This window comes from Synergistaceae bacterium (assembly GCA_031267575.1).
In the GTDB taxonomy this organism is placed as follows: Bacteria; Synergistota; Synergistia; order Synergistales; family Aminobacteriaceae; genus JAIRYN01.
The window spans coordinates 41683-54693 of record JAIRYN010000059.1; the positions used below are offsets into that span (position 1 = coordinate 41683).

Genomic DNA, 13011 nt, shown 5'->3' on the forward strand with positions numbered 1-13011 from the left:
TTCTTCATCAACGGGCTCCGCCTTCCCTGAATCAACGGGCTCCGCCCTCCCTGAACCAACGGGCTCCGCCCTCCCTAAATCAACGGGCTCCGCCTTCCCTGAACCAACGGGCTCCGCCCTTCCCTGAACCAACGGGCTCCGCCTTCCCTAAATCAACGGGCTCCGCCTTCTCTGAATCAACGGGCTCCGCCCTCCCTGAACCAACGGGCTCCGCCCTCCTGAGCTTGAACAATTACCGATCTTTTTATAATGATAATGTCTCGTTCATGCTTCCTGTGCGGTACCCCAGCAGGTCCAGGGAGACGTAGGCAAAGCCGATCCGTTTGAACTGAGCGTACAACGTCTCTCGAACCGCGCGATCTTGGAGAACCCCGAACCCTTCTTCATCGGTTTCGATGCGGGCCAAGTTGTCGTGATGTCTTACACGTACCTGGCGGAGTCCCAAATCTAGAAGAAGTTGTTCCGCCTGATCCACTCTCTTCAGCCGCTCCTCGGTGATGCTTTCCCCGTAAGGAAAACGGGAGGAAAGGCAGGCAAAAGACTGTTTGCTCCAGGTAGAAAGCCCCATCTCCCTGGAGAGGGCGCGGATTTCTGCCTTGGCCAGCTCCGCGTAGCGCAAGGGGCTTTTGACTCCTTGCTCTTGAACCGCGATCAAACCCGGCCGGTAGTCCCCATTGTCGTCCATATTGGAACCCTCGGCGACATTGGCAATATGGTGTCCCCGCGCAACCTCCCATATTTTCGTGAACAGCTCGTTTTTGCAAAGGTAGCAGCGGTTGGTGGGGTTCTGTGAGAACCCCTCGATATCGAGTTCCTCGGAGTCGCAGATGACGTGTGTGATGTTCTCCCGCTCGCAGAAGGCCTTCGCTTCGTTGAGTTCGCGAACCGGAAAGGAACAGGAGCGCGCCGTAACGGCCATAGTTTGGGAACCCAGCACATCGTGAGCCGTCTTAAGCAAAAAAGTGGAGTCCACACCTCCAGAAAAGGCCACGGCCACGCTTCCCAACTGGAACAGATATTCTTTCAATGTTTCGTGCTTCCGGTGGATCTCCCTATCGTCTTGATTAAAAACCTCATTGAAAACCTTTTGCAGAACATCCATAAATGAACCCAACCTCCTGTGCCGTGATGGGCACCTATGCAAAAAAATTTTTCGGCATTCGTGACTATACCCGTTATTTTACCTCTTTAAAAAATTATCTGGAATTCAGGATTATATACAATGATATACAATTGAGACATACCTCCGAACTCATCCGGACTCATCGGAAAGCCCAAATGTCATCGACAAGCAAATGGTCGAGAGTTTTGATATGCTTCTTCAAAATCCCATCAGTTCTCATATTGGGGCGCATATCACAGTTTGGGGCGCATATCACAGTAATAAACTCCGTCGAGAGGATTCAGCCTGCCCAATGGACAATTTGAGATAAAGTCATCTGATCGACTCTCTCCTTTTTGCGTTGGCTTTATCAAATTCAATCCATTCCTCAACAGAACGATACATGACATTATCTAACCGCTCAATAGCCCATTCGTTATATTCAAAATTATTATCACAACCAATCCATTTTCTACCTAACTGCTCGGCGACAACTAAGGTGGTTCCAGATCCGGAAAAAGGGTCCAGTACAACGTCGAAAGGATTCGATGATGCCAACAAAATTTTCCTAAGAAGTTCTTCTGGCTTTTGTGTTGGATGATTTGTTTTTTCTGGCATCCCATTACAGATTGTGGGTATCTCAAAAACGTCTTTCGGTTTCGCTCCCATAGGGTGCGGCCTCCACAAAGTTGTGGTTTTGCGTCCATTTCCGTATTGGCTCGTTTCAGCCTGCGGGTGTGACGGGTATTTTAATGTGTGTGCCCCGTATGGAATCCGAACATCGTCAACATTCATTTTATAGTTTTTAGACTTGCGAAGGTGCAATATACTTTCATGGGAACGTCCCCAATCATTTCCCATATTTGCTTTGTTTTTATAAGACCAAATAAGCCATTTACAACCCGCGAAATACTTCATGGCGGGATGCTTGATATCGGCAAGGATCTCGCTAAAACCACAAACATATAATGATCCGGCAGGCTTCAAAATACGAGAGGCTTCTTTAATCCATTGTATTGACCAAGCAATGTATTCTTCCTGTGAATCAAATTTATCCCAATCGGCTTTCTTGATGTTATATGGCGGATCGGCAAATAACACATCGATAGATTCATCATAAATTGTTTTTAGCCAACTAACGCTATTGTGAGTAAAAAGCAAACCGTTTCGATGGCTATAGGTTGGCAATATAATCTCATATGAAGTTTTGCCGAATATATCTCTATATAGCGTCGATTCAGCAGCCGGAATGACATAGTCATTTGTCATTTTTAAAACCATCTTCTGAACATTACTTCTTGTTTTAACTGGCATTTTTTTCACCCCCCCTATCGACAAGTAGGCGATGCCGTTTTTCTGTCACTCTACACTATCTGAGCGGACTCAACGGACTCAACGGACGGACTCAACGGACTCAACGGACGGACTCAACGGACTCAACGGACTCAAGCAAGCTGATGATATCACATAGACCTCATCATAGACCTCATCGAAGGCTACAGCGATATCTTTCACCGCAAGACTCAGGTGACAATCGGGAGCGCTGCCGCGCATTACCCCAATCATACAGGGGCAAGTTTGGAGAAGATCGCCAATGGAGTATAATGCTATAAGGATTTATTGTAAATGTTCGAGTCCAAGGAGTTTTGATTGTGCCAAGGTATGAGGTTTGAACGCTTACGATTTATCCATACATTCCGAATAGGCGGAGGTTTCCAGCGAAGTGATAGGGTATTATGAAAAATTGCAAAAGCAAAGCAAGGTATTGACTTCACGGATGACTGAAGGAGTGGTTTTCCTGCGGCGTTTCGTGGGCGCTCCGCGCCAAGTGGGTAGCGTCATACCCAGCTCGCCCTTTTTGACAAGGGCGGTGATGGATAGAATTGTGTGGGACGACGCACGGTATGTAGCGGAGCTGGGCGCTGGCACGGGAGTTTTCACCCGAGCCATCGTGCGAAATCTGAAATCGGGGGGGAACGTGTTGGTGTTCGAGATCGATCCGGCCTTGAGAAACATCATCGAAAAGGAACACGACAGTCTCAAAGTCTACGACGATGCCCAGAAATTGCCGGAGATCATGGAGGAACGGAATATCCGGCAGTTGGACTACATCGTTTCCAGCTTGCCTTTCGCGGTACTGCCGCCGCGCGTGACGGCCTCCATTCTCGATGCTGTGGACAAATGCCTGAAGCCCGGCGGAAAGCTGGTCGCTTATCAATACTCCAGGCACATGAAACCCTACTTTGAGAAACGTTTTGGAAGCGTGAAAATATCTTTCGTCCTGCGCAACGTTCCTCCCGCTTTTCTCTACGAGTGTACGAAAGCCCACAAATGAGGAGTCTCGAAAATATGGATATCGACATTGAACAAGACGTCCAGCAAGACGTTCGGCAGGACGTTAAGCTGAATATTGAGCCAGGGGCTTTTCGACTCGGTTCGGGGTTACGTTTCACACCGCTTTCTATGGCCCGCAGAGAAGAATATTCCGCGCTCTTCGCGCTTTCCAGTGAAAAAGCTTCGGACTATTCTTTCATCAATATATGGGGCTGGTCGGAAGAGCGGCGGTATGAGTGGGCGTTCGATCACGACCTCTGTTGGCTGCGACTGGCCAACGGCGTGGAACCCATCTACTGGGCCCCGGTGGGCGACTGGAACCGTTCCGATTGGGCAGATGTTCTCGACAACACCGTCGCTCCCGGTACAGTTTTCGAGCGTGTTCCCCAGGGCCTGGCGGACATTTGGACAGAGCGGCTCCAAGGGCGCGTCCACCTGGAAGAGCAACGCTCCGAGTGGGAATACCTTTACAGTTGCGAGAAAATGGTCTCTCTCTCCGGCAATAAGATGCACAAAAAGAAAAATCTGCTAAACCAGTTTCAAAAACTCTACAACTACACCTACTCCCCCATCTGTTTCAAGTGTATCGGGGCCATACGTGACATGCAGCAGGAGTGGTGCGAGTGGCGAGGCTGTGAGGAGTCGCCAGGCTTGGTAGCGGAAAACATCGCGATCGCACGGGTCCTGGATCAATGGGAAAACTTACCCGGCATTTTGGGCGGTTCCCTTTCGATCGAGGGCAAGACGATCGCCTACACCGTCGCCGAGGACTTGGGCAACGGCACAGTGGTCATCCACTTTGAAAAGGGTTTGGACAGCTACAAGGGTGTGTACCAGGCCATCAATCAGATGTTCCTGGCTCATACCTCCGGTTTTGATACCGTGAACCGAGAACAGGACATGGGCTCTCCAGGGATCCGACAGGCCAAGGAGTCCTATAACCCTATAGGTTTTCTGAAAAAATACCGAGCCTATTGGCAGGGTTAAATAGTTATAGGTAGTTATTAGTACACTAAAAAATCACTAATAGTTTTACGGCATAAAACGGGAAAGGATGTCGCCATATGTTGACTGTAGAAGAAATGCAGGAATTGAACGCGGGGATTCTCGTGCCCCAGGAGGTGGAATCCTTCCCTAGCCTTGTACCTATCGAAGTACCCATCGAAACAAATCAGGGACAGAGCGAGGACCTGACGCGGAAATTGAACGACATAACGCAACAATACAACCATTTGAGCATGCGTTACAAGCATGTACTGGAAGAACGAGACGAGATGTCCACTCAGATAGCGGAGTTTCGCCGCAGGATCTCGAACGAGAGTGAAGCCCGTGTCCAGTATAAAGCCGAGGCTCTGAGGCTGTTGGGAAAACTGGTGGACGAGGAACATAGCCTTCGCGAGTCAGTTGGGAGCTTACCCGCCGATGGCGATCTCTACGCCCGGCACAATAAGTTCGTCAAGGCGTTTTTCAATCTTATGCCTGACGAGCAGAAAATGCCATAAAAGCAATTTTAATCCCGACCCCCTTTCCCTCTGCGTTTAGGAGGGAAAGGGAGTTTACAGGTTTTCGTCAAACCTGCTTTCGTCAAACCTGCCTTAATGTCTCTCGATGGCGTCGGCGACAATTTGTCGAGCTTCGTTTTGCAGTTGTCTTAAGTGATTTTCTCCCATAAAACTTTCGGCGTAGATCTTATAAAGATCTTCCGTTCCCGACGGTCGCGCGGCAAACCATCCGTTCTCGGTAACGACTTTTAGTCCGTCGATGGGGGCGCCGTTGCCTGGGGCCTCAGTGAATTTGGCTCGGATCTTTTCCCCAGCAAGAGTGTCCGCCCGCACCATTTCAGGCGAGAGCTTGCTGAGAATTGCCTTTTGTTCGGGTGTGGCGGGAGCGTCGATGCGCTCATAAAAAGGCGTCCCGTAAAGCTGAGTCAGGTCGGCGTAGTGTTGCGCCGGGTCTTTCTCCGTCACCGCCGTGATTTCCGCGGCCAACAGATCCATGATAAACCCGTCTTTGTCTGTGGTCCAGGTGGTTCCATCCCCGCGCAGGAAGGAAGCTCCCGCGCTTTCTTCACCACCGAACCCTAGAGTCCCATCCAACAACCCGTCCACAAACCACTTAAAGCCCACCGGCACCTCTTGGAGTCGGCGCCCTAAAGATTTCGCCACTTTGTCAATGATCGAACTTGACACCACGGTCTTTCCCACCGCGGCGTTCTTATTCCAGGCGAGGCGCGTTTTAAAAAGATGTTGTATCGCCACGGCCAAGTAAGCGTTGGGGTTCATCAGACCCGATGGCGTCACGATACCGTGGCGGTCGAAGTCAGTGTCGTTTCCGAAAGCCACGTCAAACCGGTCCTTCATCGCCACCAGACTTGCCATCGCCCAGGGGGAAGAACAGTCCATACGGATTTTGCCATCGTGATCCAAGGTCATAAAGCTAAAGGTAAAATCCACACCTTTGTTCACGATCTCTAGGTTTTTCAGCCCGTAAATACTGGAAATGGGTTCCCAGTACCCTACTCCAGAGCCACCCATAGGATCGACCCCAATACGCACGTCCGACTCTCGAATCACGTCCATGTCCACTACGTGGCGCAGGTCATGGACGTAAGGGAGAACATAATCGTAAAAACGGGTCGTTGGAGCGTAAAGAGCTTTCTCGAAGGGCAGCCGGCGAATCTGTTCTCCAGAGGCGATCAACTCGTTGGCGCGGTTCTGTATCGCCATCGTAATCTCTGGAGAAGCGGGACCGCCGCTGGGTGGATCGTACTTGATACCTCCGTCGTTTGGCGGGTTGTGGGACGGCGTGATCACCAGTCCGTCGGCCGTACCGCTGTCCTTGCGCTCCCGATTCCAGACCAGAATAGCGCGAGAGATGACCGGTGTCGGCGTATAGCTGAGGTTGTTCTGGACGACTACCTCCACATTGTGGGCGGACAGCACCTCTACACAGGTGCGAAGGGCGGGCTCGGACAAGGCGTGGGTGTCCATGCCGACGAAGAGGGGTCCGGTGATTCCTGCCGCTTTGCGGTGTTCCGCCACCGCCTGAGCGATGGCCATAATATGCGCTTCGTTGAAGTTGTTTCGTGATGATGACCCGCGATGACCCGACGTTCCGAACGCCACACGATGGGACGGTTCAGCGGGGTCGGGTCTGTTCGTGTAATATTCGCTGACGAGACGAGGAATGTTGACCAACATCTCCGGGGAAACAGGTTTTCCCGCTTGCGGTGATACACTCATGTGAACAGTCCTCCTTTTATCAAATGATCGAACGGTCTCATTTTCTATTCACTTTTCTCCACCCTATTCACGCGCTTTTTTCCGGTATTTCTCGGACGGAAATCCATCAACGCGACCTCTCACATCTCGTTGCCATTATACATGAGGGCGGCGAGGGTTTCTTCCGAGTCATCACTCGTTACCTGTCTAGAACGCGAGCATCGCGCGGATCCTGGATTCTCATCTGGAATCTTTAGGAAAACGATGGCATAATGTAACTTATTATTAACTTTTTTGCAGGGGTGATGGACGTGAGGATATCGACGAAAGGCCGCTACGCTCTGCGGATGCTTTTAGATTTGGCGGAGCACGGAAACGACGATTTCGTGGCTTTGAGGGACGTGGCAGAAAGACAGGGCATTTCCAAAAATTACCTCGAACAAATTATAACGCTTTTGAAAAACGCCGACGTTTTGAAAACGGCCCGAGGTTTTCAAGGTGGCTACAAACTCGCGAAAACCCCTGACTTCTACACTGTGGGATCCATCCTTCGGTTGACAGAGGGCAGCCTGGCCCCCGTGGCCTGTGTGGAAGACGACGAGGTTTGTAACCGCAGCAACGAATGTATGACATTGAAGGTCTGGCAGGGATTAGGCAAGGTTATCACGGACTATCTAGATGGCATCACCCTCCAAGATATGCTAGACGAACACCACAAACAAGATGGTGGACAATATTACATATGAGGCCACTGAGGCCGCCGTTTGTCGCGACAACGCGAAATCCAACGATGCGAAATCCATCAATATTAGCGGCATTGACAGGAAGCATAGAGAGTCCTATTATATCTTACTAAGTTTATATGTTTAAAATACATAGAGCGAGGGAAGGCGGCATGCAGGGTATTTTACGAAAGCTGTTAATATCCAGGTTTTGTAGCGGGCAAAGGTGTTGTCGTCCGGGTGACCTTGCTTCCGGCACCCCCCATGTTGTTGAATGGGCGGTCTGAAAGAAAGATTCGAAGGAAGGACTCGAAAAGGATGAGTTTTCTAATTTTTCTAGTTTGGAGCGCATCATGAAAGCCGCATTTGCTGTCGTTGCGACAAAAGGAGATTATTCTTATGCCAGTATATTCTAAAATCACGGATTTAATCGGTCAAACCCCGCTGTTAGAGTTGGCGAGGTATGGAGCGCAAAACGGAGTTTCTGCCAGACTCGTGGCGAAGTTGGAGTATTTCAACCCAGCCGGAAGCGTCAAGGACCGCATCGCCAAGGCCATGATCGACGACGCGGAAGCCAAGGGTTTGCTGAAACCCAACGCGGTTATCATTGAGCCTACCAGCGGCAATACGGGCATCGGCTTGGCCGCCGTGGCCGCGGCCAGGGGGTATCGAATCATCCTGACTATGCCGGAGACCATGAGCGTGGAGCGTCGCAACCTTCTCAAAGCCTATGGGGCGGAGCTGGTGCTCACGGAGGGAGCCAAGGGCATGAAGGGGGCCATCGCCAAAGCTGATGAACTGGCGGCGTCCACGCCTGGCGGCTTCATACCGAGTCAGTTCACCAATCCAGCTAATCCTGCCATCCATCGGGAGACCACCGGTCCCGAGATCTGGGAGGACACTGACGGCCAAATCGACGTTTTTGTCTCTGGCATCGGTACGGGTGGCACAATCACGGGAGCGGGAGAGTTTCTGAAGTCGAAGAACCCGAAGCTACAGATCGTGGCCGTGGAGCCCGCGGGCTCTCCTGTGCTTTCCAAAGGGACGCCCGGCGCCCACAAGATCCAGGGGATTGGAGCAGGTTTCATTCCTGAGGTGTTGAGCACCTCCATCTACGACGAGATCATCGCCGTAGAGGACAAAGACGCCTTCAACGTAGGGCGAGAGATTGCCAGAACAGAGGGGCTTCTGGTGGGTATTTCATCGGGAGCAGCGCTCTGGGCCGCCACCCAGGTAGGCAAACGCTCTGGAAACGCTGGGAAGACGATTGTGGCGTTGCTGCCGGATACCGGGGAGCGTTACCTCTCAACGCCCATGTTCGCGGAGTGACTTAACGTTTTTTAAAAGAACGTTTTTTAAAGAATGAATCGAAACGCGATGATCGCTATGAGCGGCGGCGTGGATAGTTCTGTCGCTGCTCATTTAATGAAGGAGAACGGCTTCGATTGCGTTGGCGTCACAATGAAGCTGTTCTCTAATGAGAACATTGGGATCGACCGAGACGACGTCTGTTGTTCGCTGAAGGACACGGACGATGCTCGCGGTGTGGCTTATCGCTTGGGGATTCCTCACTATGTCTTCAATTTTTCAAAAGACTTCATCGAGCAGGTGATCCGAAGATTCGTGGAGGCTTACGAGAAGGGCCTCACTCCAAACCCTTGCATCGATTGTAATCGTTATATCAAGTTCGAAAAGCTCTTCCTGCGGGCCAAGGAGCTGGAGTACTCTTTCTTGGTGACGGGACACTATGCTCGAATCGAGAAGGACGGCGCGGAGGGGCGATTCCTTTTGTTGAAAGCCCTGGACGATACGAAGGACCAGAGTTACTTTCTCTACTCCATGACCCAGGAGCAGTTAGCCCATACACTGTTTCCTCTGGGAGGGCTTCGGAAGAAAGAGGTGCGGGAGATTGCTTTGGCCCAGGGCTTTCTCAACGCGCGAAAACGAGAGAGTCAGGATGTTTGTTTCGTCTCGAAGGAAAGCTACACGGACTTTATCAGACATTACAGAGGTAACCCCTCCAAGGAAGGAAACTTTGTAGACCTGGAGGGCAACGTCCTGGGGCGGCACAAGGGATTGATCTGTTATACCATCGGACAGAGGAAGGGCTTGGGCATCGCTTTTGCTCGTCCTCTTTATGTCTGTGCCAAAGACCCGGCGATGAACACGGTGACGCTGGGAGAAGATCAATTTTTGTACTCCAAGGTCCTGTTCGCTCACTCGCTCAACTGGATTTACACTCCGCCTTCATCGACGCTGAGGGTTCGAGCAAGGACTCGCTACAGACAGGTCGAACAGTGGGCTACGGTGGAGCGGACCGGAGAGGACACAATACGGGTTGAGTTCGACGAACCTCAACGCGCCATCGCCGCCGGCCAGGCGGTCGTTCTTTACGACGAGGATCGAGTTGTGGGGGGCGGAACGATTCTTTGACCTGTTTTTTTCTGTTTTTGACGATTGCTTCTAGAGTCTGGTAGATGATTCATACGCGTTTCAATAACTGCTGACGTTATAGCCGAAAACCAAGGCCGTGCGGTGGCTGTTAACCCAGTTATCCGAACGGTTGTGACCTTCTAGTTGTGACCTTCTAGTTGTAACCTTCTATGAAATACTATGCGAGAAATACTATGCGAAAAGTATCTGCTAGGTTATAAGTAGGTATGAGTACGCTGAAAGGATCGGAATGGTTGAACACCATGAACAGTCAAAATTTGTCCACGAAGCTGATACACACCGGCGACGGCCAGGTTTGTAAAGAGCTGGCGAAGACCGCGTCTGTCCCCGAAACGTTCCCTATCTACTTGACTTCTGTTTTCTCCTTCGACGACGTGCCGTCAGTGGACGCGATTTACGAGGGAGAGGCGGATGGCTATATCTACTCCAGATCGGCGAATCCCAACGCGGACGCGGTTTCTCGGATTCTAGCCGCAGCGGAGGGTGGAGAGAAGGCTCTCGTGTTCTCCTCCGGCATGGCCGCCATCACGACCTCAATCTTATCTTTCGTCAAGTCCGGAGATCACATAATCGCGTCCAACGTTCTCTATGGCGGCGTGTACGATTATTTAGCCAACGAGCTGCCTCGCTTTGGCGTGGAGGTCACCTTTGTCAATCTTCTGAGAGAGGATCTGGCTGCCAGCTTCCGCCCCAATACGAAACTACTCTACACAGAAACGATCAACAACCCCCTTATGGAGGTTCCCGACATCGCCGCGGCGGCGAAAACAGCACACGAGGGAGGAGCTCTGCTGTTGGTGGATAACACCTTCGCGACCCCTGTGCTGGTGAAACCTCTCTCGCTGGGGGCGGACGTGGTTTTGCACAGCGCCACCAAGTATCTGGGGGGGCACAGCGACATCACGGCCGGGGTCGCGGTGACCCGCGCCGAACTCGCCGAGACGATCAAAAGATTTCAAGTGCTGTACGGGGCCGTGCCAAGCCCGATGGATTGTTGGCTGCTGGCCAGAAGTTTGCGCACTCTTGAGCTGCGGGTGGAAAAACACTCGAAAAACGCTCTAGCCGTGGCGCGGTTCTTGGACTTCCATCCCAAGGTGGAAAAAGTGTTTTATCCTGGACTTCCTTCCTCTCCGTCGCATGAACGGGCAAAGCGTCAGTTCGCCCAGGAGCGCTACGGCGGAATGCTCAGCGCTGACGTGAAAGGCGGAGTGGCGGAGGCATCCGCCCTGATCAAGGCCTTGAGCATGATTTCTTTTGTTCCCAGCCTCGCCGGGACTGCCACCACAGTATCTTATCCAGTCAAGACGTCTCATCGCTTCTACGACAAAGAAGAGCTGGACAAAACTGGGATCGCGCAGGGACAGCTCCGCTTTTCTATCGGTCTGGAAGACGAAAACGACATTATCGAGGATTTTTCCCAGGCCTTGGAGAAAATTTAAAATTTGAATATAGGGAGCAGATTTTTTATGCCGGGAAGTGAGCGATCAGAGCTAAAGCGAAAAATCAAGCGTGAGGCCCAAAAGTTGGGGATGAACCTCGTGGGCGTGGCTAGCGTGGAGCGCTGGGAGGAGTACCGGGAAACGGACCAGGCTTTTTTCCCAACAGATATTTGGCCCTGGAGCCGTGTGGTGATCGTGATGGGTGTACAAATTTTCCTTCCCATGATCGAGACGACGCCCTCGGTAGTTTACTCCGAACTTTACAACACAACAAACCGGCTGCTGGACGAGGTCGCCTATCGACTCGCGAACTTCTTGAATACGTTGGGGCACAGGGCTTTCTTTTTCCCCAGGGACTGTTACGGCGACATCTCGGTGCTGGTCCGAAAACCGGAGGCTGCTTTCTCCCACGTTCTGGCGGGGAAGTATGCGGGGTTGGGTAGCATCGGCTTCAACCACACCCTCCTGACCCCGGAGTACGGCCCCCGAGTGAGACTTGTTTCAGTGCTCTCGGATGTAGAACTGCCACCGGACAAAGTGATCGAAAAAGATCTGTGCTTTCAATGCGGCGTCTGCAAAAAAAATTGCCCGGTGGGCGCTTTCACGACAATCCCCCGGGCAGTGGTAGCGGATATGAACAAGAATAAATGCGCGGAATATCATCAGAAGCTCAAAAACGAACTGCGCTACCCCTGCGGCGTTTGTACTATGGTCTGTCCCGTGGGCAGGGATCGCCAGATTTACGGGCATTCTTCCGTGACAAAGGAGGGCATTGCCCATTGTCAAAATTTCGGGTCGAAAAACGCCGTAGGAAAAAACGACTTAAAAAAATTGGCATAATGACAGAAACAAATTCCCGGCGTGTATTGAATGCCTCACCGGGAATTTTCTGAATAATTTGATCTGAATAATTCGATCTGAATAATTCGACTGGACATTTTCCCTGACGCTTGACACATCTGCTACAAGGGAAGGTTTTCTAAGACCAAGGAATACCGTTTAAATTTGGTTCAGGATATTCAATAACGGTTGAATCTCGCTGGTTATACGCAGTCGAACCGCGCTTTTATCCAGGCCAACGTCCTCTCCCCTTTCGGTCAAAACACCTTTTTTCCTGAGTTCGCTATACAAGTCGCCACCGATGCAAAAACGTTATAATTCCTAAGGCTTAAATTCGAGCACACCGAAAAACTACATAAAAATACTCCGCTTTCCATTCTGAGAATTCGTCTGAGAATTCGTCTTAAAACTCGTCTTAGAACTCGTCTTAGAACTCGGAAAGAATCTATCGGTTATCACTAACTTGATTCCTCTTCGTTCTGCTTGATAAGTCAGTTCTTGCCTGAACTCATAAAGATTCTGCTCTGCTATAGCTCTTGATAGATGTTTATTTTCATCATTTCCGCGTGCTGCTCGAATTGTTAAGTTTTACTAAAACATTTGGAACTACTTCGTCTTTTGCATGTTCAAAGAAGTTCGCTACTCTTCTCCGGTTCTAAGAGCTTTCACTCATGAACTCCTCATACTTTCGTATGAGCGCAGACTATATCTTCATCTCTGCAAATTTATAAATCTATAAATTCATAAATCTATAAACAGAGAGCCTACCTTTTCGGGACACTTATCCCTACTCCCTTCCGGGATAGTCGTTGAACGTTCTCCTTGTTCGGAGCTTCGCTGCTGAAGACCCATTGTTAAAGTGTTTAGAGTTACCTCGTGCACCATCTCGAAGATTTTTT

11 protein-coding genes are annotated in these 13011 nt (G+C 50.8%); 8 read left to right on the forward strand and 3 right to left on the reverse strand.

Going from position 1 to position 13011, the window contains the following annotated elements; genetic code table 11:
• Nucleotides 1-244 precede the first annotated feature (244 nt).
• The gene (gene larE / locus LBJ36_10350; protein ID MDR1379434.1) at nucleotides 245-1102 is read right to left on the reverse strand and encodes an ATP-dependent sacrificial sulfur transferase LarE; all 858 of its coding nucleotides are present in this window, start codon (nucleotides 1100-1102) and stop codon (nucleotides 245-247) included.
• 333 nt (nucleotides 1103-1435) lie between these two features.
• Nucleotides 1436-2416, reverse strand: a complete 981-nt coding sequence (locus LBJ36_10355) for a site-specific DNA-methyltransferase (GenBank protein ID MDR1379435.1) — start codon at nucleotides 2414-2416, stop codon at nucleotides 1436-1438.
• A gap of 451 nt (nucleotides 2417-2867) precedes the next feature.
• Here LBJ36_10355 and LBJ36_10360 point away from each other — a divergent pair, with 451 nt between their 5' ends.
• From LBJ36_10360 to LBJ36_10370, 3 genes are all read left to right on the forward strand, one after another.
• Entirely contained in the window at nucleotides 2868-3437 is a 570-nt protein-coding gene (locus LBJ36_10360) for a methyltransferase domain-containing protein (protein ID MDR1379436.1), read from the forward strand.
• Between the two features lie 14 nt (nucleotides 3438-3451).
• Nucleotides 3452-4423 carry a phosphatidylglycerol lysyltransferase domain-containing protein gene (locus LBJ36_10365; GenBank protein MDR1379437.1) on the forward strand — a complete coding sequence of 324 codons (972 nt, stop codon included), beginning with the start codon at nucleotides 3452-3454 and terminating at the stop codon, nucleotides 4421-4423.
• Between the two features lie 77 nt (nucleotides 4424-4500).
• A complete protein-coding gene (locus tag LBJ36_10370) occupies nucleotides 4501-4938 on the forward strand; it encodes a hypothetical protein (GenBank protein MDR1379438.1) in 438 nt (145 codons plus the stop codon).
• 93 nt (nucleotides 4939-5031) lie between these two features.
• Here LBJ36_10370 and pgm read toward each other — a convergent pair whose 3' ends face one another.
• Nucleotides 5032-6678: a phosphoglucomutase (alpha-D-glucose-1,6-bisphosphate-dependent) gene (gene pgm / locus LBJ36_10375; GenBank protein ID MDR1379439.1), complete on the reverse strand. Its 1647-nt coding sequence runs from the start codon at nucleotides 6676-6678 to the stop codon at nucleotides 5032-5034.
• A gap of 290 nt (nucleotides 6679-6968) precedes the next feature.
• On the opposite strand from pgm, the gene LBJ36_10380 reads away from it, so the two are divergent.
• The 5 genes from LBJ36_10380 (at nucleotide 6969) to LBJ36_10400 (ending at nucleotide 12112) form a co-directional block, all read left to right on the forward strand.
• A complete protein-coding gene (locus LBJ36_10380) occupies nucleotides 6969-7403 on the forward strand; it encodes an Rrf2 family transcriptional regulator (GenBank protein ID MDR1379440.1) in 435 nt (144 codons plus the stop codon).
• A 375-nt stretch (nucleotides 7404-7778) separates the two neighbouring features.
• Nucleotides 7779-8708: a cysteine synthase A gene (gene cysK / locus LBJ36_10385; GenBank protein ID MDR1379441.1), complete on the forward strand. Its 930-nt coding sequence runs from the start codon at nucleotides 7779-7781 to the stop codon at nucleotides 8706-8708.
• Between the two features lie 33 nt (nucleotides 8709-8741).
• Nucleotides 8742-9812: a tRNA 2-thiouridine(34) synthase MnmA gene (gene mnmA, locus LBJ36_10390; GenBank protein MDR1379442.1), complete on the forward strand. Its 1071-nt coding sequence runs from the start codon at nucleotides 8742-8744 to the stop codon at nucleotides 9810-9812.
• Nucleotides 9813-10039: 227 nt separating this feature from the next.
• Complete coding sequence (locus LBJ36_10395; protein MDR1379443.1) at nucleotides 10040-11272, forward strand: aminotransferase class I/II-fold pyridoxal phosphate-dependent enzyme; 1233 nt, start codon at nucleotides 10040-10042, stop codon at nucleotides 11270-11272.
• A gap of 27 nt (nucleotides 11273-11299) precedes the next feature.
• On the forward strand, nucleotides 11300-12112 hold the full coding sequence (locus LBJ36_10400; protein ID MDR1379444.1) for a 4Fe-4S binding protein: 813 nt from the start codon (nucleotides 11300-11302) through the stop codon (nucleotides 12110-12112).
• Nucleotides 12113-13011 lie beyond the last annotated feature (899 nt).